The sequence below is a fragment of the Pseudomonas sp. NFX15 genome, from assembly GCF_049132105.1.
Taxonomy (GTDB): Bacteria; Pseudomonadota; Gammaproteobacteria; order Pseudomonadales; family Pseudomonadaceae; genus Aquipseudomonas.
Window position 1 is genome coordinate 219,009 of the sequence record NZ_JAFMPV010000004.1, and the last position, 20,647, is coordinate 239,655.

Sequence of the window (20,647 nt, forward strand, 5' to 3'; positions counted from 1 at the left end):
TTCGATTGAGACGGCGTTTGAATTTGCGCATGTTCATGAGCGAAGTACCACGCCGCTGTCGTCTTCCCACCACACGTAGACCTGGTCACCCCAGGTCGGACGTGCACCACGGCGTTCGGCGTTGGCCACGAACGATTGCACGATCTTGCCGCTTGGCAGCTCGACGTAGAACACCGAGTGACCGCCGAGGTAGGCGATGTCGTGCACCTTGCCGCTGGACCAGTTGTATTCGCAGGTCGGTTTGTCGGCGGTGACCAGCAGCTTCTCCGGACGGATTGCGTAGGTGACCGACTTGTCCTGCACCGACGTGCTGATGCCGTGGCCCACGTAGATCTGGTGGTCCATGTCTTTGCAGGTAATGATCGCGTGGCCTTCGGCGTCGTCGATCACTTCGCCTTCGAAGATGTTCACGTTACCGATGAATTCGCAGACCAGGCGGCTGGTCGGGGTTTCGTAGATGTCGATCGGGCTGCCGATCTGCGCGATCCAGCCCAGGTGCATGATCGCGATGCGCTCGGCCATGGTCATGGCCTCTTCCTGGTCGTGGGTCACCATGACGCAGGTTACGCCGACGCGCTCGATGATCTCCACCAGTTCCAGCTGCATTTGCGAACGCAGCTTCTTGTCCAGTGCACCCATCGGTTCGTCGAGCAGCAACAGCTTCGGTTTCTTGGCCAGCGAACGGGCCAGGGCCACACGCTGACGCTGACCGCCGGACAACTGGTGAGGCTTGCGCTTGGCGTACTGGCTCATCTGTACCAGCTTGAGCATTTCGGCCACGCGGGCATCGATTTCAGAGTTCGAAATCTTGTCCTGCTTGAGGCCGAAGGCGATGTTCTGCGCCACGGTCATGTGCGGGAACAAGGCGTACGACTGGAACATCATGTTGATCGGCCGCTCGTACGGCGGCATGTCGGTGATGTCTACGCCATCGAGGAAAATCCGCCCCTCTGTCGGCCGTTCGAAACCTGCGAGCATGCGCAGCAAGGTGGATTTGCCCGATCCCGAACCGCCGAGCAGGGCGAAAATTTCGCCTTTCTTGATTTCCAGGGACACATCGTCCACGGCAATCGTCTCGTCGAACTTCTTCGTGACCCGGTCGATTTTGACCAGCACCTGTTTAGGTTGCTGGTCGCCCTCGAGGGCTTTCTTATAGGCGCCGGAGGCAACTGCCATTTACGAAACTCCCAGAAAAAAAGAGTGCAGTTCGCTCAAGGTGAGCCAACCTTGGATAGTTTGAGCCTTGAAACTATTTACCCGTCTTGACCGTGGTCCAGCTGCGGGTCATCAAACGTTGAATATTTGGCGGCAACTCGACCGACACGTAGGTCTTGTCGAGCACGGCTTGCGGTGGATAAACCGCTTCGTCGGTGCGAATGGACTGTTCCATCAGTTTGTCCGACCCAGGATTTGGGTTGGCGTAGCCGACGTAATCACTGACCTGGGCAATCACCTCAGGCTTCAGTAAATAGTTGATGAAGGCGTGGGCCTCCTTGACGTTTTTCGAATCCTTGGGGATCGCCAGCATGTCGAACCAGAGCGCGCCGCCCTCTTTGGGGATCGAGTAGGCGATGTTCACGCCTTTCTTGGCTTCTTCGGCACGGTGCTTGGCCTGGAAGATGTCGCCGGAGAAACCGATCGCCACGCAAATGTCGCCGTTGGCCAGGTCCGCGATGTATTTGGATGAGTGGAAGTAGGTCACGAACGGACGCACGGCGAGCAACTTCTCAGTGGCCTTTTTGTAATCGTCAGGGTTGGTGCTGTTGGCATTCAAGCCCATGTAGTTGAGCACCGTCGGCATCATTTCATCGGCCGAATCAAGGAACGCTACGCCGCAGCTGTGCAGTTTCTTGATGTTTTCCGGTTCGAACAACACGCCCCAGGAATCGATCTTGTCGACGCCCAGCACAGCCTTGACCTTGTCGACGTTGTAACCGATGCCGTTGGTGCCCCAGAGGTACGGTACGGCATACAGGTTGCCCGGATCGTTCTGTTCCAGGCGCTTGAGCAGCACCGGGTCGAGGTTCGAGTAATTGGTCAGCTGCGACTTGTCGAGCTTCTGGAAAGCCCCGGCCTTGATCTGCTTGCCGAGGAAGTGGTTCGACGGCACGACCACGTCGTAACCGGTACGCCCGGCCAGCAACTTGCCTTCCAGGGTTTCGTTGGAGTCGAAGACGTCATAAACCGGTTTGATGCCGGTCTCTTTCTGGAAATCGGCCAGGGTGGTCTCGCCGATGTAGTCCGACCAGTTATAAATATGCACAGTACCGGCCGCCTGGACACTGACAGCAATCGTCAGTCCGGCGCCGACCAGCATGGCATTGCGCAACATAGAAAAAATAGGCAAGTGGAGGTCCTCTGAAATTAGTTGGGCCCAAGTTGCCCCGCGTTACATGACAACCGTGGTTGCCCAGTAACAAAACCGGCGCGCAACTTACCCTCGAAAAACCGTTCCAGCAAAACTTTTATGCACATATACCTGTGGGAGCGAGCCTGCTCGCGATGATCGTCAACGATAACGATGGGTGCCTGACACCCCGCGGCATTGCGATTTTTTTCGCGAGCAGGCTGGCTCCTACAAGGTCATTACTTATTTACCCGATTTAATCTTGGTCCAGCTGCGGGTCATGATCCGCTGGGTCGCGGCCGGCAAGTCGGCAATCGCGTACAGCTTGGCCAGCACGTCTGCCGGTGGGTAAACGCCCGGGTCGCTGGTGATGTCTTTATCGACCAGTGGGGTTGCAGCGGCGTTACCGTTCGGGAAGCGCACGGCGTTGGTGATGGCCGCCATGACTTCCGGCTTCTGCAGGTAGGTCATGAACTTGTAGGCGCCTTCGACGTTTTCGGCATCCTTGGGGATGGCGACCATGTCGTAGAAGCTGCCGGCACCTTCTTTCGGAATGTTGTAGCTGACTTTCACCTTGTCACCGGCTTCAGCAGCGCGGGACTTGGCCTGGTACACGTCACCCGAGTAACCCACGGCTACGCAGATGTTGCCGTTGGCCAGGTCGGAGATGTACTTGGAGGAGTGGAAGTAGGCGATCGAAGGACGGACTTTGAGCAGCAGCGCTTCAGCCTTGTCGATGTCTTCTTTCTTCTGGCTGTCGGTTGGCAGGCCCAGGTAGTGCAGTGCCACCGGAATCATCTCGGTTGGCGAGTCCAGCAGGCTGATGCCACAGGCCTTCAGCTTGGCGGCGTTTTCCGGCTTGAAGATCAGGTCCCAGGAATCCACAGGTGCGTCGGCACCCAGTGCAGCCTTGACCTTCTCGGCGTTGAAGCCGATACCGATCGAGCCCCACATGTAAGGGAATGCGTGTTCGTTACCCGGGTCGCTCACCGATACCGCTTTGAGCAGGTCCGGGTTCAGGTTCTTCCAGTTAGGCAGCTTGGACTTGTCCAGCTTCTGGTAAACGCCAGCCTTGATCTGCTTGGCCAGGAAGTTGTTCGACGGTACGACGATGTCGTAGCCGGACTTGCCTGCCAGCAACTTGGCTTCCAGTGTTTCGTTGCTGTCGAAAACGTCGTACACCACCTTGATGCCGGACTCTTTTTCGAAGTTGGCAATGGTGTCCGGTGCGATGTAGTCGGACCAGTTGTACACGTGCAGAACTTTGTCATCGGCCTGAACCGCGCCCGCCATCAACCCCGCCAGGGACATGGCAAGAAGAGTCTTGCCAGCAAGCTTTTTACCTAGTGCCTTCATGCGTAATGCTCCAAATTTTTCTTTTTTGAACCACTTTGTTCAGCAGCCGAACCCAGGCAACTGGAACCGCGGCTAGTCTGGCAATTTCCACACCGGTCTTTCAAGGAAAGGTCTGGCTTTCTGACATCTCTGAGCGAAAGTAGCAGTCTTGATACAAACGCCGTGACTTGCGCTCAGAGCCTAGCACTTAGCCCTGTAATGCACTCAGGGTCAGGTCAAGACACTTGCGCGCCTTGGTCACCAACTCATCGATTTCCGATTCGGTAATAACCAGCGGTGGCGCGATGATCATGGTGTCGCCGACGGCGCGCATGATCAGGCCGTTATCGAAGCAGAACTGCCGGCAGATCATGCCGACACCCTTGCCTTCGTAACGCTTGCGAGTGGCCTTGTCCTGAACCAGTTCGATGGCCCCCAACAGGCCTACCCCACGAACTTCACCCACCAGCGGGTGATCGTTCAACTCCCGCAGACGCTTTTGCAAATATGGTGCCGTTTGTGCATGAACGCGCTCGATAATTTTCTCGTCGCGCATGATGCGGATGTTTTCCAGCGCCACTGCCGCAGCGACCGGGTGACCGGAGTAAGTGAAACCATGGTTGAAATCACCGCCTTCGTTCAGGACGTCGACCACTTCGTCACGCACGATCAGGCCGCCCATCGGGATGTAGCCCGAGGTCAGGCCCTTGGCGATGGTCATCATGTCCGGCTTGAGGTCGTAGAAATCGGAACCGAACCACTCGCCGGTACGGCCGAAACCGCAAATCACTTCGTCAGCCACGAACAGGATGTCGTACTTGGCGAGGATTTCCTTGATGCGCGGCCAGTAGGACGCTGGCGGAATGATCACGCCGCCCGCGCCCTGGATCGGCTCGGCAATAAAGGCACCGACGTTGTCGACGCCAACTTCCAGGATCTTCTCTTCGAGCTGGTTGGCCGCCCACACACCGAACTCTTCCGGGGTCATGTCGCCGCCTTCGGCGAACCAGTACGGCTGGGCAATGTGGACGATGCCCGGGATCGGCAAGTCGCCCTGTTCGTGCATGTAGGTCATGCCACCCAGGCTCGCGCCGGCCACGGTGGAACCGTGATAGCCGTTCTTGCGGCTGATGATGACTTTCTTGTTCGGCTGGCCCTTGATTGCCCAGTAATGACGCACCATGCGCAACATGGTGTCGTTGCCTTCGGAGCCGGAACCGGTGAAGAACACGTGGTTCATGCCTTCAGGCGCGATGTCGGCGATGGCCTTGGCGAGTTCCAGTACCGGCGGGTGCGCGGTCTGGAAGAACAGGTTGTAGTACGGCAGTTCGCGCATTTGTTTGCTGGCGGCATCGGCCAGTTCGTCGCGACCATAACCAATTGCGACACACCACAGGCCGGCCATACCGTCGAGGATCTGATTGCCTTCGCTGTCCCAGAGGTAAACGCCCTTGGCATGGGTGATGATCCGCGGGCCTTTCTCTTTCAGCTGCTTGAAGTCGCTGAACGGAGCCAGGTGGTGATCGTTGCTCAGGGTTTGCCATTCACGGGTTTGCGGATTGTTGCTGGTCATACGAATCTCCTAAAAAATCAGGTGAAAGCGCCGCCCGAAAGCGACGGCGCCTGGCGTATCAGACGGCAAAGAGCAGGAATTCCCTTTCCCACGAACTGATCACGCGCTTGAAGTTTTCATGCTCGGCCCGCTTGACCGCGACGTAGCCAGTGATGAAATTCTTGCCCAGGTAACGCTCGATGGTCGCGCTGTTTTCCATGCGTTCCAGCGCGTCTTCGATGGTCAGCGGCAGGCGCAGGTTGCGGCGTTCATAGCCACGGCCCACCACCGGCGCGCTTGGGTTCAGGCCTTCGACCATGCCGATGTAGCCGCAGAGCAGGCTCGCGGCAATCGCCAGGTAGGGGTTGGCATCGGCGCCCGGCAGGCGGTTTTCCACCCGACGGTTCTGTGGTCCGGCATCCGGTACGCGCAGGCCCACGGTGCGGTTTTCTTCGCCCCACTCCACGTTCACCGGTGCCGAGGTGTCCGGCAGGAAGCGGCGGAACGAGTTGACGTTGGGCGCGAACAGCGGCAACAGCTCGGGAATGAGTTTCTGCAGGCCTCCGATGTGGTGCAGGAACAACTGGCTCATGGTCCCGTCTTCATTGGAGAAGATGTTCTTGCCGGTCTCGATGTCGATGATGCTCTGGTGCAAGTGCATCGCGCTGCCCGGCTCGCCGGTCATCGGTTTGGCCATGAAGGTCGCGGCCACGTCGTGCTTGAGCGCGGCTTCGCGCATGGTGCGCTTGAACACCAGGATCTGGTCGGCCAGGGACAGGGCATCGCCGTGACGGAAGTTGATTTCCATCTGCGCGGTGCCGTCCTCGTGGATCAGCGTATCGAGGTCCAGCTCCTGCAGTTCGCACCAGTCGTAGACGTCTTCGAACAGCGGGTCGAACTCGTTCGCCGCTTCAATGGAGAACGACTGGCGACCGGTTTCCGGGCGGCCGGAGCGGCCGATTGGCGGCTGCAATGGGTAGTCCGGGTCGTCGCTGCGCTTGGTCAGGTAAAACTCCATTTCCGGCGCCACGATCGGCTGCCAGCCCTTGTCGGCATAGAGTTTCAGGACTTTCTTGAGGACGTTGCGCGGCGACAGCTCGATCGGGTTGCCTTGCTTGTCGTAGGTATCGTGGATCACGATGGCGGTCGGCTCGATGGCCCACGGCACCACGTACACCGCACTCTGGTCGGGACGGCAGATCATGTCGATGTCGGCCGGGTCGAGCAGGTCGTAATAGATGTCGTCTTCGACGTAATCGCCGGTCACGGTCTGCAACAGCACGCTCTCTGGCAGGCGCATGCCTTTTTCGGCGATGAATTTGTTGGTCGGCGAAATCTTGCCCCGGGTAATCCCGGTCAAGTCGGCGATCATGCATTCGACTTCTGTGATCTTGTGGTCTTTCAACCAATCGGTGAGCTGGTCGAGGTTGTGACTCATAAATGCCTCTAGGCTTTGAGTTGTCCGACCCTTTTAAGGCCAGGCGTTGTTTGACGCATCGGCGTCGCGTTGTAGAGCGTTTCAGCAGCAGGTTAGCGTGTTTGTTAACACCGCTGCAGAGGCCGGGCGTGCACAATCGCGAGCGGTAACCCGAACGATCGCTGGGCCGCTATTGTGAATCGGTTCTATATTGAATGGAGTAACCGTAATGGGGGTGCCATCGCGACCGTCCAGAATAACGGACGGGGACGGTTGGACCGTCACGGATGAGAGGTTCACCGGCGCCGCTGAGGCCATGCAATGGACGGACGTGTCTTCACTGATGTGAAAAACATGCCGGCCGACCTGTCTTGAGCAGTCGGTGACGCCGATTATCGGCAGGCGAGACATGAAGCACCCCGGTATTATTGCTGTTATGGGTTTGATTCGAGCTTAGCCTTGTTCATTTTTTTACACAACACCCCCGTAAAAAATACAACACGGCCCGCTCAAGCCCGCGGTCGTCGTTACGTCCAACAGAGTGAAAACGCCCCAAAGTGCCTCAAAAAAGCCACACGAGCGCTTTTTTAGGGCAAAAAAGGCCTCGCTTGACTTCGACATGCCGTTCGGGTTGACTGAGATCAGAAAAGATCAATGATTGATATTTTTAACAACAAAGGTGTTGCATCATGTCGGTACCCCCGCGTGCCGTTCAGCTTAACGAAGCGAACGCGTTCCTTAAGGAACATCCTGAGGTTCTGTACGTTGACCTTCTGATTGCGGATATGAATGGTGTGGTGCGCGGCAAGCGCATCGAACGCACCAGTCTTCACAAGGTTTACGAGAAAGGCATCAACCTGCCGGCCTCTTTATTTGCTCTGGATATCAACGGCTCCACGGTGGAAAGCACCGGCCTGGGCCTGGACATCGGCGACGCCGATCGTATCTGCTATCCAATTCCCGATACCCTGTGCAACGAGCCATGGCAGAAGCGCCCTACCGCGCAACTGTTGATGACCATGCACGAACTCGAAGGCGCTCCTTTCTTCGCCGACCCGCGCGAAGTGCTGCGACAGGTCGTGGCCAAGTTCGATGAGATGGGCCTGACCATCTGCGCAGCCTTTGAACTCGAGTTCTACCTGATCGACCAGGAAAACGTGAACGGCCGTCCACAACCGCCACGTTCGCCAGTGTCGGGCAAGCGTCCGATGTCGACCCAGGTCTACCTGATCGATGACCTCGACGAATACGTCGACTGCCTCCAGGACATTCTGGAAGGTGCGAAAGAGCAAGGTATCCCGGCTGACGCCATCGTCAAGGAAAGTGCCCCGGCTCAATTCGAAGTCAACCTGCACCACGTCAAGGACGCGATCAAGGCCTGCGATTACGCCGTACTGCTCAAGCGCCTGATCAAGAACATTGCCTACGACCATGAAATGGACACCACCTTCATGGCCAAGCCTTACCCAGGCCAGGCGGGCAATGGCCTGCACGTGCACATTTCGATTCTCGACAAGGAAGGCAACAACATCTTCGCCAGCGAGGATCCCGAGCAGAACGCCGCGCTGCGACATGCGATCGGCGGTGTGCTCGAGACCCTGCCTGCACAGATGGCGTTCCTCTGCCCTAACGTCAACTCCTACCGTCGTTTCGGCGCACAGTTCTACGTGCCGAACTCGCCGAGCTGGGGCCTGGACAACCGCACCGTGGCCGTGCGCGTACCGACCGGTGCGCCGGACTCCGTGCGTATCGAGCATCGCGTTGCCGGTGCCGACGCCAACCCGTACCTGCTGATGGCTTCGGTGCTGGCCGGCATTCACCATGGCCTGACCAACAAGGTCGAGCCAGGTGCTCCGGTGGAAGGCAACAGCTACGAGCAGAACGAACAGAGCCTGCCGAACAACCTGCGCGATGCACTGCGCGAGCTGGACGACAGCGAAGTCATGGCCAAGTACATCGATCCGAAATACATCGATATCTTCGTGGCTTGTAAAGAGAGCGAGCTGGAGGAGTTCGAACACTCCATCTCCGACCTCGAGTACAACTGGTACCTGCATACCGTGTAAGCGCTTGCAGTAGAAAAAACGCCGCCGGCCTCACAGCCTGCGGCGTTTTTTTTTATGGCCGCCTGCGGCGGTTCGCTGGCAAGCCAGCTCCTACAGGAGGAATGCATTCAATTGTAGGAGCTGGCTTGCCAGCGAAGGCGGCCGACAAGACAACACACAACCCTGCTCGTACAATGCCCGCTGCCCCGCAGGAGACTTCAATGACACGCGTAGCCACCCCCCGCAAACCCCGCGCACGCAGCCAGGCCCGGATCGATTCGATTCTCGATGCCGCCCGTACGCTGCTGGCTGCCGAGGGTGTGGCCAGCCTGTCGATCTACAGCGTCGCCGAGCGTGCGCAGATTCCGCCCTCCTCGGTCTACCACTTTTTCGCCAGCGTGCCGGCCCTGCTCGAAGCCCTGACCGCCGATGTCCATGCCGCCTTTCGCGCCTGCCTGCAAGCGCCCATCGATCATGCTGCGCTGAACGGCTGGCGTGATCTGTCGCGACTGGTGGAACAGCGCATGCTCGACATCTACGCCGAGGACGCCGCCGCTCGCCAATTGATCCTCGCCCAGCATGGCCTGACCGAAGTCACCCAGGCTGACCGCCAGCACGACATCGAACTGGGCGACCTGATGCACAAGCTGTTCGACCATCACTTCGAACTGCCGACATTGCCGAGTGACGTCGATGTGTTCGCCTTGGCGATGGAGTTGGGCGACCGGGTGTATGCGCGCTCGGTGCAGCAGCAGGGGCGGATTACGCCGCGCATGGCCGAGGAAGGGATGCGGGTGTTTGATGCGTATGTGGGGTTGTATTTACCGCCGTATTTGCCCAAGCGGAATCTCTAGTGCACTCACCGTCCCCTTCGCTGGCAAGCCAGCCCCTACAGGGGAACGCATTCCAAATGTAGGAGCTGGCTTGCCAGCGAAGGCCGCACACCGACCTCAAGACCCCACACAAAAAACCCCGAAGGGCTCAAACCTTTCGGGGTTGTTGTTGACGCATGCCGCTTACAACTTGGCGATCGACACCTCGGTGGATTTCACAAACGCGATCACTTCGCTGCCCACTGCCAATTCCAGTTCTTTCACCGAGCGCGTGGTGATCACCGACGTGACGATGCCGGATGCGGTCTGTACGTCGATTTCCGACAGCACGTCGCCGAGCACGATTTCCTTGATGGAGCCTTTGAACTGGTTGCGAACGTTGATGGCTTTAATAGTCATGATGTTGATTCCTGTCGTGGGATAAGGCTTGAGTTATTGAGCCCAGCGCAACTGCGTGGGCAAGGGTGAAACAGGTTCCGGTTCCGGCGGCTGGCCGGGCAGCGCCAGCACGCGATTGAGCACTTCGGTTTCCAGCGCCGCCAGCCGATGTGAACCCCGCACCCGAGGGCGCGGCAGTTCCACCTGCAGGTCGAGCCCGACTTCGCCGTCCTCGATCAGAATCACCCGGTCGGCAATTGCCACCGCTTCGCTGACGTCGTGGGTCACCAGCAACACCGTGAAGCCGTGCTGCTGCCAGAGCCGTTCGATCAGTTGCTGCATTTCAATGCGGGTCAGGGCATCCAGCGCGCCCAGGGGTTCGTCGAGCAACAGCAGGCGCGGTTGATGAATCAGTGCGCGAGCCAGCGCCACGCGTTGCTTCTGTCCACCGGACAGCGCAGCCGGCCATTCGTTGGCACGATCCGCCAGGCCCACGGCGTCCAGTGCCTCCAGCGCTTGCGGCCGCCAGTTGCCCTTGAGGCCGAGACCGACGTTGTCGATGATCTTTTTCCACGGCAGCAACCGCGCTTCCTGGAACATCAGCCGGGTGTCTTCGCGCGCTTCGCTGAGCGAGGCGGCGCCGGCCAGCAATTCACCGCCCGTTGGTTGATCGAGGCCAGCGAGCAAGCGCAGCAAGGTACTTTTGCCGCAGCCGCTGCGACCGACCACGGCGACAAACTGGCCCGCCGGAATGTGCAGGTCGATCTCGCGCAGCACCTGCCGCGCGCCAAAGGTTTTTTGCAGCTTGCGCACCGCCAGCGGAATGCCGCGCAGCAAGCGTGGAGGTTGTTCTGCGATCATGCCGCACCTCCTTTCACAACCTGATACGCCGGGTGCCAGCGCAGCCAGACTCGCTCAAGCCCACGGGCCGCGAGGTCGGCCAGTTTGCCGAGTACCGCGTAGAGCAGAATCGCCAGCACCACCACGTCGGTCTGCAAAAACTCCCTGGCATTCATCGCCAGGTAGCCGATGCCGGAACTGGCGGAGATGGTTTCCGCGACGATCAGCGTCAACCACATGAAGCCCAGGGCGAAGCGCACGCCGACCAGGATCGAAGGCAGGGCCCCCGGCAGAATCACTTGCCAGAACAGGCTGAAACCGGACAAGCCATAACTGCGTGACATCTCCACCAAAGCCGGGTCGACGTTACGAATGCCGTGATAGGTGTTGAGGTAGATCGGGAACAACGTACCCAGTGCCACCAGGAAAATCTTCGCCGACTCGTCGATGCCGAACCACAGGATCACCAGCGGAATCAACGCCAGGTGCGGCACGTTGCGAACCATCTGCACCGAGCTGTCGAGCAGGCGCTCGCCCCACTTCGACAGGCCGGTGATGAAGCCCAACGCCAGGCCGATGCCGCCCCCGATGGTGAAACCCAGCGCAGCACGCCAGCCGCTGATGGCCAGGTGCGTCCAGATTTCGCCGCTGCGCACCAGGTTCACGCCGGCCTCGATCACGGCGACCGGTGCCGGCAGGATCCGTGTCGACAACCAGCCTGCCGACACCGACAACTGCCACACCGCCAGCAGCAATACCGGCAACGCCCAGGGCGCGAGGTTGTGGATGACTTTCTTCATGACCGCGCCTCAGCTCTGGGATGCGGCTTTGGGAAGAATGTCGTTGGCGACCATCTCGCCGAACGGGCTGACGTAGCCAGCGCTTTTCGGCAGTTCAGGACGCTCGACATCGAGGTGCGGGAAGAGCAACTCGGCCACCCGATACGACTCCTCCAGGTGTGGATAACCGGAGAAAATAAAGGTGTCGATGCCCAGGTCCGCGTACTCCTTCACGCGGGCCGCCACGGTCGGGCCATCGCCCACCAGCGCCGTGCCGGCACCGCCGCGCACCAGGCCGACACCAGCCCACAGGTTAGGGCTGACTTCCAGGTTGTCACGGTTGCCGCCGTGCAGGGCGGCCATGCGTTGCTGGCCGACCGAATCGAAGCGCGCCAGCGACGCCTGCGCACGGGCGATGGTCTCGTCGTCTAGATGCGAAATCAGCCGATCCGCGGCTTTCCACGCCTCATCATTGGTTTCGCGCACGATCACATGCAGGCGAATGCCGAAGCGCACGGTACGGCCGAGCTTGGCGGCTTTGGCACGTACCTGGGCGATTTTCTCGGCGACAGCGGCCGGTGGCTCGCCCCAGGTCAGGACCATCTCCACTTGCTCTGCCGCCAGGTCTTGCGCCGCGTCCGAAGAACCACCGAAGTACAGCGGTGGACGCGGTTGCTGGATCGGTGGGTAGAGCAACTTCGCGCCTTTCACGCTGATGTGCTGGCCGTCGTAATCGACGGTTTCGCCTTCCAGCACGCGGCGCCAGATGCGGGTGAATTCCACCGAAGCCTGATAGCGTTCTTCGTGGCTGAGGAACAGACCATCGCCGGCCAATTCTTCCGGATCACCGCCCGTCACCAGGTTGAACAGCGCACGACCGCCGGACAGTCGATCCAGGGTCGCCGCCTGACGCGCCGCCACCGTCGGGGAAATGATCCCGGGGCGCAGTGCGACAAGGAACTTCAGCCGCTGGGTCACCGGAATCAGCGACGCCGCCACCAACCACGAGTCTTCGCACGAACGCCCGGTGGGGATCAGCACCCCGCCAAAGCCCAGGCGATCCGCCGCTTGCGCGACTTGTTGCAGGTAACCGTGGTCAACGGCGCGTGCGCATTCGGCGGTGCCAAGGTAATGGCCGTCACCGTGGGTAGGCAGGAACCAGAAAATATTGAGGCTCATGGAGTGGTCTCCTTGGGGAATCGAGTTATTGGGCTTTGGCAACGGCTGCCGGCGGTGTCCAGATCACGTCTTTGATGCTCAGCGGCTTGGGAATCAATTTGAGTTGGTAGAAGCTGTCGGCGATTTTCTGCTGCGCCGCGACCACTTCCGGGGTGAGGAACAGCGCGCCGTAGCCCTGGCGTTTCACCGAGGTCAGGGTGATGTCTGCCGGCAAGCCGAGCAGTGGCGAAACCTGTGCCGTCACGTCTTGCGGGTTGGCCTTGGACCACTCGCCCACCGCGCGCACCTCTTCCACCAGAGTCTTGATCACCTCAGGATTTTTCTGCGCGTAAGGCTTGGTCGCCAGGTAGAACTGATGGTTGTCGACGATGCCTTGACCATCGCGCAGGGTGCGCGCTTGCAGCTGTTGTTCGGCGGCGGCCTGGTACGGGTCCCAGATCACCCAGGCGTCGACGCTGCCACGCTCGAACGCGGCGCGGGCATCGGCCGGTGGCAGGAACACGGTCTGGATGTCGGTGTATTTGAGGCCAGCGTCTTGCAGTGCACGCACCAGCAGGTAGTGCACGTTGGAGCCTTTGTTCAGGACGACTTTCTTGCCCTTGAGGTCGGCCACCGATTTGATCGCCGAGTCCTTCGGCACCAGGATCGCTTCGCTGTGGGGGGCTGGCGGTTCGTAGGCGACGTAGAGCAGATCGGCACCGGCCGCCTGGGCAAACACCGGCGGGGTTTCGCCCGTCACGCCAAAATCGATGGAGCCGACGTTCAGGCCTTCGAGCAGTTGCGGTCCGCCGGGGAATTCAGTCCATTGCACGTCCACGCCTTGGGCGGCGAGGCGTTTTTCCAGGGTGCCTTTGGCTTTGAGCAGCACCAGGGTGCCGTATTTTTGATAGCCGATTCGTAAGGTTTCAGCTTGAGCTTGAGTAATGGCGCCGAAGGTGACAGCCGCAGCAAACAGAGCGACCAGACCGCGACGCAAAATGACAGGGCGCATGGCGCTCTCCTTTTTGCAGTTGGGTTGTGGCTGCACCTGCTTGCCCGTTGGCGGGCGAGTAAGGCCAGTACTTCAATGTGTCGGTGAGGCTTAAATGCTCCAGCGAGCACTCAACAAACGTTCATTTAAAAGACTTGGGTCGAGCGGCCTGGGCCGTCGCGCCATGGCACCGGAAAACTGCTCCAGTGCTTCATACAATCGTTGTTCCAGCTCCGGCGCCAATTTTGCCAGGGCACTGCCTTCGCCGTAGGCGATCTGGCTGTCGACGGCGAAAATCCCTTGCAGCATTTCCTGGGCCTTCAATGCCGCCAGCACTGGCTTGAGCGCGTAATCCACCACCAGCATGTGGGCGATGCTCCCGCCCGTGGCCATCGGCAACACCACTTTGTGGCTCAGGGCGCGTTCAGGCAGCAGATCCAGCAACACCTTCAACGCTCCGGAGAACGACGCCTTGTAGACCGGTGTGGCGATCAGCAGGCCATCGGCGTTTTCAACCTGTTGCAGCAGGTCGATCACCTTGGGGCTGTCGAAGCGTGCATGCAGCAGGTCTTCGGCCGGGAAGTCCCGTACCTGATAACTCACCACTTCCACGCCCTGCGCTTGTAACCATTGCCGGGACCGATCCAGCAGCACCCCGGAACGCGAGCGCTGACTGGGACTGCCACCGATTGAGACGACCAACATTCAGACGATTCCTTTGCACGGTGTTGGCGATTCGCGGCAAGCGATCTCGCTTCGATGGAGTGACCTTAACAGCTGATTTATATATCTATAAATCATATTTATTCATTTGGTTATTCATTTTGGAGATATATAAAACTTTGTCTCAGGGGCAAAAAAACAGGCCGTCGAAACGGCCTGAAATCCCCTTGCTTTGTGGGTTCTGGGGTGTCTGATCTGGCGCCTTCGCCGGCAAGCCGGCTCCTACAAGGGATCGCGTCTACCTGTAGGAGCCGGCTTGCCGGCGAAGGCGGCATCAGCCACACCCTTTACCGATTCGGTTGCGGCGTCAGGCGCAGGTAAGGTTTAACGGCCCGATAGCCCTTGGGAAAACGCTGGTTGATTTCGTCCTCATCCTTGAGCGAAGGCACGATCACCACCTCATCCCCGTCCTGCCAGTTGGCCGGCGTGGCCACTTTGTAGTGGTCGGTGAGTTGCAATGAGTCAATGACCCGCAGGATTTCATTGAAGTTGCGACCGGTGCTCGCCGGGTAGGTAATGGTCAGCCGCACCTTTTTGTTCGGGTCGATCACGAACAGCGAGCGTACGGTGAGGGTGTCGTTGGCGTTGGGATGGATCAGGTCGTAGAGATCCGAGACCTTGCGGTCGGCGTCGTCCAGGATCGGAAAGTTAACCACGGTGTTCTGGGTTTCGTTGATGTCCTCGATCCACTTGTGGTGCGACTCGACAGGGTCCACGGACAGAGCGATGGCCTTCACGCCGCGTGCGGCGAATTCATCCTTGAGGCGGGCGGTGAAGCCCAGTTCCGTGGTGCATACCGGGGTGAAATCGGCCGGGTGGGAAAACAGCACGCCCCAGCTGTCGCCCAGCCACTGATGGAAACGAATGGTGCCGGCGCTGGAGTTCTGTTCGAAATCGGGGGCGATATCGCCAAGTCTGAGACCCATTGTGCTGCTCCTTGTGAGTGCTTGATGGGTTCAACTGTGCCTGTGTTTCTTATCTATTAAAAAGAATAAATATCGATTTATTTAGATCATAAAGAAATATTAAAGATCTCTTCACTGGACGCGCACGCGCCAGCCGCCGAACATCGGCCACAAGGTTCGAGAAGGCCTTGAGTTGCTGCAAAAGAGGGAAGTTCAAGACGGGATTACGGGGGTGAACCCGTCTTGAAAATGTAAAAGCCCCGCCGGGCGCAATACCGGCGGGGCTTTTTTTGCCTCGAATTTACGCGAGCGCTATTACAACAGCGGGATCGAGTAGCTGAGGATGACGCGGTTTTCGTCCTGCGAACGGGTGTTCGGCAGGTCGGTGCGCCAGGTAGCGTTTTTCCACGCCAGGCCGAGGTTCTTCAGCGGGCCTTCCTGCACGACATAGGCAACGCTCAGATCGCGCTCCCACTCGGAAGCGCCATTGGCCGCTTCGCCACCCTTGGCGTTGACGGTATCGATGTTGTCGCCATGCAGGTACACCAGGCCTGCCGTCAGGCCTGGTACGCCGACCTTGGCGAAGTCATACGCGTAGCGTGCTTGCCAGGTACGCTCGCCTGCACGGCCGAACTTCTGGATTTGCATGTCGGTGATGGTGTAGTTCGAGGAACCGTCGCCCTGGTTCAACCAAGGGAAGTCGCTGTCGCCATTGCTGACCTGGTAACCGCCACCGAAGGTGTGACCGGCAACGGAGTACAGGAACAGGCCGCTGTACAGATTGTTGTCGACCTTGCCCTTGCCGCTGATGGCACCGGTGTAGTTACCGTTGCTGTAGTACAGCGGGTTGCTGCCGTTGGCACCGTCGTCGGAGCTGTTGAAGTAACGCAAATCAGACTTCAACACACCAGGGCCGATCGCCCAGTTGTGCACCAGGCCCAGGAAGTGTTGCTTGTAGAAATCTTCCAGGTTGCCGTAGTAGTACTGGGCCGTCAGGTCCTTGGTGAGTTTGTAGTCTCCACCGGCGTAGTAGAACTTGTTGCTGTTGGCGATACGCGGGTTGGCGCCGCCGATGGCCAGGTTCTCGTTGTTGCTGGAGTTACGGCCCTTGACCGCTTCGATCTGACCACCGATCAGGGTCAGGTCCTTGATGTCGCTGGAGCTGATCTGGCCGCCCTGCCAGGTTTGCGGCAACAGGCGACCGTCGTTGGTCACGATCACCGGCAGTTTTGGCTGCAGGGTGCCCAGCTTCAGTTCGGTCTGGGAAATCTTTGCCTTGGCGGTCAGGCCCAGGCTGGAGAAGTCATCAACCGCTTCGCCGTTGGACTTGCTCGGGAATACGGTGCCGCCGTAGGACGTCGCGGTGGCGCCGTTGGTGCCGCCGCCCGAATCCAGCTTGACGCCCAGCAGGCCGATCGCGTCGATACCAAAACCGACGGTGCCCTGGGTGTAGCCGGAGATGAAGCGCAGGTCGAAGCCTTGGCCCCATTCTTCGTTTTTGTTGGCGCCCGGACCGTCACGGTTATCGGTGTTGATGTAGAAGTTGCGCAGCCCCAATGTTGCCTTGCTGTCTTCAATGAAGCCCGCGGCATTGGCCTGCTGGGCGATGACCCCGACGGCCACAGCGATGGCCAAGGTGGATTTGTTCATGTTTTGCTCCTCTCGTTTCTAATTCTTGTGGTCCCGAATCGATTGCCCGGGATCCTAAATGCATGAATTCGCGGCAAACCGCTTGGGCCGGCCGTTTGGCGGCCGGCAGGATACCTGCTCATAAAGCCAAAAAGAATTTATAAATTGTTTTTAATGCCACTTGGGAATATGACTTTCCGCGACAGATCCGAGGTATCGGCCGTGTGGCCAAATCCTTTACGTGAGTGATTGTCGAGGGGGACACTGACAAATCCGAGCTCAGGGCTGAGTGTCGGACGGACGCACTTTAAACGGTGTAGATGAAAACCAAAAAGAATAAAAAATGCTCAGTAAAGATCCATTAGGAATATAAAAAAACAAACGAAAAAAACCCCGCCAGCCGGCAGGGCTTTTTCTTGTGGCGGCTATTACATGAAGCTGTAGGTGTAGTTGAAGATCAGACGAGTCTGGTCTTGATCCAGCGTGCTGGTGTTGCCACGGTAGGTACCGTGACGCAGCGTGGTACCAAAGCCTTTGAGCAGGCCGGTCTGGATCACGTAGTCGATACGGGCGTCAGTCTCGTGCTCGCTCTGGTCCTTACCCACACCGCTGATCGGCTTGATGTCTTGACCATTCAGGTAGGCCAGCGAAGCTTTCAAGCCCGGGACGCCCAAAGAGGCGAAGTCGTAGGAGTACTGACCGAAGGTGGTATTTTCACCAGCACGGATGAAGCTGCCAACCGTGGCATCGGTAAACGAGTAGAAGCTGGTGCCACCGGCCCCTTCCTGACGACCCTGATCATCGACCAGGCTGCCCTGGTTCAGGAACACGAAACCGCCATCATCGTTGACACGCTGATGCCCGATCAGGAATGCGTTGCCACCCAGGGTGTAGGTGAACATGGCGCTCCAGGTTTTGTTATCAACAACCCCGGCTTCCTTGGCGTAGCCACCGTTGTTGTTGAAGCGGTAGCCGGCGTCGCCGTTCTTGCCGTCGGAGCTGCTATCGAAGTAACGAATGTCAGTCTTGAACGACTGGTTGGCCGCGATCGGGTAGACGTGTACCAGGCCAAGGAAGTTCTGTTTGTAGAAGTCTTCCAGGTTCGCATAGTAGTACTGCAGAGTGAGGTCTTTGGTGACCTTCCAGTCGGCACCGCCGTACATGAACTTGTTGCTGTCCTTGCTGGCGCCAGCCACCGACAGGCCCGTGGAGTTCGAAGAGGCGCGACCCGATGCGTGCTCCAGCTGACCCACGTTGAAGGTCACGTTGTCGATTTCTTTGGAGGTGATGGTGCCACCTTCAAAGGTCTGCGGCAGCAGGCGGCTGTCGTTCGCGACCAGGATTGGAAGGTTAGGTGCCAGGGCGCCACCGAGGTGGGCTTCGGTCTTCGAGAAGCGCGCCTTGACGTTGCCATCCAGACGGCTCCAATCGTCGGCCGCCTCATTGCCATCGCTAGGGAAGAATGAGTTGGCGTTACCGACCGGGTGATGGCCCTTGCCGCCATCCAGGTGGATACCTACCAGTGCCTGGGCGTCGATACCAAAACCTACGGTGCCCTGAGTGAAACCGGACAGGTAGTCGAACTTCAGACCTTCAGCGGTTTCGCGCTGGCGGTTGTTCGCAGTGCTCGCACCTTCGCGCATGTCGGCGTCGTAATACATGGTGCGAGAGCTGATGGAAGCCTTGCTGTCTTCCAGGAAACCGGCGGCGCCTGCCTGCTGCGCCAAAACCCCTACGGCCACGGCCAAAGCCAAGGTGGACTTGTTCATTGTGACGCTCCTCTTGATTCTAATTCTTGTATTCCTGGTCTCGAGTCGTCGCCCGAAATCCTAAGATGCGCGATTAGCGCCAGACCGTGACCCACAAGTCAATCGTAACCATGTGTGTCTACGACCATAGTCTAATCCCCAGTTTTTTGGTCCCTGCAGGTTCACGCGTTCGTCATAAACCTGAAAAGAATTACCCGATTCTTTTCTAATACCGTTTAGGCATTTAGCTCTCAAATCCAAAAAAACCCGTAATACAAGGACTTGGATACCAAGCTAATTCCTAAAAGGTATTTATTCCGTATCTTTTAGATCGGTTTTCTTCTGACACAATTCGGAAACAAATCCTTTACCGAACGGCGACCGCTAACCGACCAAACGCGCACTATCCGGACCAATTGTTACAGTTTATGTATCGCGTGCCTTTTTTTGGCACAAAACGGATTGACACCGAAATGCCTCGCGGCTGGCCAGCGGCATGGTCGGTTTTGGAGGGTAGGGAAATATTGCGAAGTTCGTGCAGCAGTGGCGCGAACTCTGTGGCGAGGTAGCTTGTTCCCGCTGGAGGCCGAAGGACCCCATTGGGGCCGCTACGCGACCCAGTGGGAGCAAGCGCCCCCGCCACAAAACGCTGGAACGTCAGAGGGGTTTTTCGAAGATCTTCGAGTTGCGCTGATAGTTGTACAGCGACGCCCGCGCTGCCGGCAGCCGGTCGACGCTGCTGGGTTCAAAACCCCGTTCGCGGAACCAGTGCGCGGTGCGCGTGGTGAGCACGAACAAGGTTTTCAGGCCCTGGGCTCGGGCGCGGTTTTCGATGCGTTCGAGCAGTTCATCGCCGCGACCGCCGTGGCGGTACTCCGGGTTCACCGCTAAACATGCCAGCTCACCCGCGTCCGAATCGGCGATCTGATACAGCGCCGCGCAGGCGATGATCATGCCTTCGCGCTCAACCACGCTGAACTGCTCGATTTCGCGCTCCAGCACCTCGCGGGAACGACGCACCAGGATGCCCTGCTCTTCCAGCGGACTGATCAAGTCCAGCAATCCGCCGACGTCTTCAATGGCCGCTTCGCGCACCACTTCGAACTGCTCCTGGGCCACCAGCGTACCGCCACCGTCGCGGGTGAACAGCTCGGTCAACAGCGCGCCGTCTTCGGCGTAACTGACGATATGACTGCGGGCCACGCCGCCACGGCACGCTTCGGCCGCCGCATCCAGCAATTCTGCCTGATAGTTGCTGCCCAACCGCTGCAAGTGCGCCGGCACCTGTTGCGGGCGCAACTCGCGCACCAAACGCCCCTGTTCATCGATCAGGCCCAGGTCAGCGCCGAACAGCAGCAGCTTGTCCGCACCGAGGTCGATGGCGGCGCGGGTGGCGACGTCTTCGCAGGCCAGGTTGAAAATTTCGCCGGTCGGCGAATAACCCAGCGGCGACAGCAACACGATGGAGCGCTCGTCCAGCAGACGGTTGATCCCCTTGCGGTCGACCCGGCGAACTTCGCCGGTGTGGTGATAGTCGACGCCTTCGAGCACGCCGATCGGCCGTGCCGTCACCAGGTTGCCGCTGGCCACCCGCAGGCGCGAGCCCTGCATCGGCGAGGAGGCCATGTCCATCGACAGGCGAGCTTCGATGGCGATGCGCAACTGGCCGACCGCGTCGATCACGCACTCCAGGGTCGCAGCATCGGTGATGCGCATGCCGTGGTGGTAATGCGGGGTCAGGCCACGGGCGGCGAGGCGCGCTTCGATTTGCGGGCGGGAACCGTGGACCAGCACCAGCCGCACGCCCAGGCTGTGCAACAGCACCAGGTCGTGGACGATATTGCCGAAGTTGGAATGCTCAACGCCGTCGCCGGGCAGCATGACGACAAAGGTGCAATCGCGGTGGGCGTTGATGTAAGGCGAAGCGTGACGAAGCCAATTGACGTATTCGGGCATGAACCTGGGCC

General features: G+C 59.0%; 17 protein-coding genes. 2 read left to right on the forward strand and 15 right to left on the reverse strand.

Features of this window, described 5'->3' with window-relative positions:
- Nucleotides 1-33: 33 nt before the first annotated feature.
- The 5 genes from J1D76_RS06370 to J1D76_RS06390 all read right to left on the reverse strand — a co-directional run bounded on the left by J1D76_RS06370 (nucleotide 34) and on the right by J1D76_RS06390 (nucleotide 6,672).
- Nucleotides 34-1,176 (reverse strand): ABC transporter ATP-binding protein, encoded by a 1,143-nt coding sequence (locus J1D76_RS06370; protein ID WP_421137544.1) that lies wholly within the window; start codon nucleotides 1,174-1,176, stop codon nucleotides 34-36.
- Between the two features lie 73 nt (nucleotides 1,177-1,249).
- The gene (locus J1D76_RS06375; protein WP_421137545.1) at nucleotides 1,250-2,347 is read right to left on the reverse strand and encodes a polyamine ABC transporter substrate-binding protein; all 1,098 of its coding nucleotides are present in this window, start codon (nucleotides 2,345-2,347) and stop codon (nucleotides 1,250-1,252) included.
- Nucleotides 2,348-2,590: 243 nt separating this feature from the next.
- Nucleotides 2,591-3,703 (reverse strand): polyamine ABC transporter substrate-binding protein, encoded by a 1,113-nt coding sequence (locus tag J1D76_RS06380; protein WP_421137546.1) that lies wholly within the window; start codon nucleotides 3,701-3,703, stop codon nucleotides 2,591-2,593.
- Between the two features lie 187 nt (nucleotides 3,704-3,890).
- Nucleotides 3,891-5,255: an aspartate aminotransferase family protein gene (locus J1D76_RS06385; protein ID WP_421137547.1), complete on the reverse strand. Its 1,365-nt coding sequence runs from the start codon at nucleotides 5,253-5,255 to the stop codon at nucleotides 3,891-3,893.
- Nucleotides 5,256-5,313: 58 nt separating this feature from the next.
- Nucleotides 5,314-6,672: a glutamine synthetase family protein gene (locus J1D76_RS06390; protein WP_421137548.1), complete on the reverse strand. Its 1,359-nt coding sequence runs from the start codon at nucleotides 6,670-6,672 to the stop codon at nucleotides 5,314-5,316.
- A gap of 668 nt (nucleotides 6,673-7,340) precedes the next feature.
- Between J1D76_RS06390 and J1D76_RS06395 the strand changes: the two genes are divergently transcribed.
- Together J1D76_RS06395 and J1D76_RS06400 are read left to right on the forward strand one after the other, a co-directional pair.
- The gene (locus J1D76_RS06395) at nucleotides 7,341-8,717 is read left to right on the forward strand and encodes a glutamine synthetase family protein (RefSeq protein ID WP_421137549.1); all 1,377 of its coding nucleotides are present in this window, start codon (nucleotides 7,341-7,343) and stop codon (nucleotides 8,715-8,717) included.
- A gap of 200 nt (nucleotides 8,718-8,917) precedes the next feature.
- Complete coding sequence (locus J1D76_RS06400; RefSeq protein WP_421137550.1) at nucleotides 8,918-9,550, forward strand: TetR/AcrR family transcriptional regulator; 633 nt, start codon at nucleotides 8,918-8,920, stop codon at nucleotides 9,548-9,550.
- A 162-nt stretch (nucleotides 9,551-9,712) separates the two neighbouring features.
- On the opposite strand, the gene J1D76_RS06405 is transcribed toward J1D76_RS06400, so the two are convergent.
- The 10 genes from J1D76_RS06405 to argA form a co-directional block, all read right to left on the reverse strand.
- Nucleotides 9,713-9,928 (reverse strand): TOBE domain-containing protein, encoded by a 216-nt coding sequence (locus tag J1D76_RS06405; RefSeq protein ID WP_007967989.1) that lies wholly within the window; start codon nucleotides 9,926-9,928, stop codon nucleotides 9,713-9,715.
- A gap of 33 nt (nucleotides 9,929-9,961) precedes the next feature.
- Nucleotides 9,962-10,768: an aliphatic sulfonates ABC transporter ATP-binding protein gene (gene ssuB / locus J1D76_RS06410; protein WP_421137551.1), complete on the reverse strand. Its 807-nt coding sequence runs from the start codon at nucleotides 10,766-10,768 to the stop codon at nucleotides 9,962-9,964.
- Nucleotides 10,765-11,547 (reverse strand): aliphatic sulfonate ABC transporter permease SsuC, encoded by a 783-nt coding sequence (ssuC, locus tag J1D76_RS06415; protein ID WP_421137552.1) that lies wholly within the window; start codon nucleotides 11,545-11,547, stop codon nucleotides 10,765-10,767. Before ssuC ends, ssuB begins: the two co-directional genes overlap by 4 nt.
- Before the next feature lie 9 nt (nucleotides 11,548-11,556).
- A complete protein-coding gene (gene ssuD, locus J1D76_RS06420) occupies nucleotides 11,557-12,705 on the reverse strand; it encodes an FMNH2-dependent alkanesulfonate monooxygenase (RefSeq protein ID WP_421137553.1) in 1,149 nt (382 codons plus the stop codon).
- A gap of 25 nt (nucleotides 12,706-12,730) precedes the next feature.
- Nucleotides 12,731-13,696, reverse strand: coding sequence for a sulfonate ABC transporter substrate-binding protein (locus J1D76_RS06425; RefSeq protein WP_421137554.1), 966 nt, complete (start codon nucleotides 13,694-13,696; stop codon nucleotides 12,731-12,733).
- 90 nt (nucleotides 13,697-13,786) lie between these two features.
- Nucleotides 13,787-14,380 carry an NADPH-dependent FMN reductase gene (gene ssuE, locus J1D76_RS06430; RefSeq protein ID WP_421137555.1) on the reverse strand — a complete coding sequence of 198 codons (594 nt, stop codon included), beginning with the start codon at nucleotides 14,378-14,380 and terminating at the stop codon, nucleotides 13,787-13,789.
- Between the two features lie 305 nt (nucleotides 14,381-14,685).
- Nucleotides 14,686-15,324, reverse strand: coding sequence for a peroxiredoxin (locus J1D76_RS06435; protein WP_421137556.1), 639 nt, complete (start codon nucleotides 15,322-15,324; stop codon nucleotides 14,686-14,688).
- Nucleotides 15,325-15,618: 294 nt separating this feature from the next.
- Nucleotides 15,619-16,953, reverse strand: coding sequence for an OprD family porin (locus J1D76_RS06440; protein ID WP_421137557.1), 1,335 nt, complete (start codon nucleotides 16,951-16,953; stop codon nucleotides 15,619-15,621).
- 407 nt (nucleotides 16,954-17,360) lie between these two features.
- A complete protein-coding gene (locus J1D76_RS06445; RefSeq protein ID WP_421137558.1) occupies nucleotides 17,361-18,701 on the reverse strand; it encodes an OprD family outer membrane porin in 1,341 nt (446 codons plus the stop codon).
- 636 nt (nucleotides 18,702-19,337) lie between these two features.
- Complete coding sequence (gene argA / locus J1D76_RS06450; RefSeq protein WP_421137559.1) at nucleotides 19,338-20,636, reverse strand: amino-acid N-acetyltransferase; 1,299 nt, start codon at nucleotides 20,634-20,636, stop codon at nucleotides 19,338-19,340.
- Nucleotides 20,637-20,647 lie beyond the last annotated feature (11 nt).

Coding starts and splice junctions, on each gene's coding strand:
- J1D76_RS06370 (WP_421137544.1), bottom strand. CDS start 1,176: ATGGCAGTTGCCTCCGGCGCCTATAAGAAAGCCCTCGAGGGCGACCAG.
- J1D76_RS06380 (WP_421137546.1), bottom strand. CDS start 3,703: ATGAAGGCACTAGGTAAAAAGCTTGCTGGCAAGACTCTTCTTGCCATG.
- J1D76_RS06385 (WP_421137547.1), bottom strand. CDS start 5,255: ATGACCAGCAACAATCCGCAAACCCGTGAATGGCAAACCCTGAGCAAC.
- J1D76_RS06390 (WP_421137548.1), bottom strand. CDS start 6,672: ATGAGTCACAACCTCGACCAGCTCACCGATTGGTTGAAAGACCACAAG.
- J1D76_RS06395 (WP_421137549.1), top strand. CDS start 7,341: ATGTCGGTACCCCCGCGTGCCGTTCAGCTTAACGAAGCGAACGCGTTC.
- J1D76_RS06400 (WP_421137550.1), top strand. CDS start 8,918: ATGACACGCGTAGCCACCCCCCGCAAACCCCGCGCACGCAGCCAGGCC.
- J1D76_RS06405 (WP_007967989.1), bottom strand. CDS start 9,928: ATGACTATTAAAGCCATCAACGTTCGCAACCAGTTCAAAGGCTCCATC.
- ssuB (WP_421137551.1), bottom strand. CDS start 10,768: ATGATCGCAGAACAACCTCCACGCTTGCTGCGCGGCATTCCGCTGGCG.
- ssuC (WP_421137552.1), bottom strand. CDS start 11,547: ATGAAGAAAGTCATCCACAACCTCGCGCCCTGGGCGTTGCCGGTATTG.
- ssuD (WP_421137553.1), bottom strand. CDS start 12,705: ATGAGCCTCAATATTTTCTGGTTCCTGCCTACCCACGGTGACGGCCAT.
- J1D76_RS06425 (WP_421137554.1), bottom strand. CDS start 13,696: ATGCGCCCTGTCATTTTGCGTCGCGGTCTGGTCGCTCTGTTTGCTGCG.
- ssuE (WP_421137555.1), bottom strand. CDS start 14,380: ATGTTGGTCGTCTCAATCGGTGGCAGTCCCAGTCAGCGCTCGCGTTCC.
- J1D76_RS06435 (WP_421137556.1), bottom strand. CDS start 15,324: ATGGGTCTCAGACTTGGCGATATCGCCCCCGATTTCGAACAGAACTCC.
- J1D76_RS06440 (WP_421137557.1), bottom strand. CDS start 16,953: ATGAACAAATCCACCTTGGCCATCGCTGTGGCCGTCGGGGTCATCGCC.
- J1D76_RS06445 (WP_421137558.1), bottom strand. CDS start 18,701: ATGAACAAGTCCACCTTGGCTTTGGCCGTGGCCGTAGGGGTTTTGGCG.
- argA (WP_421137559.1), bottom strand. CDS start 20,636: ATGCCCGAATACGTCAATTGGCTTCGTCACGCTTCGCCTTACATCAAC.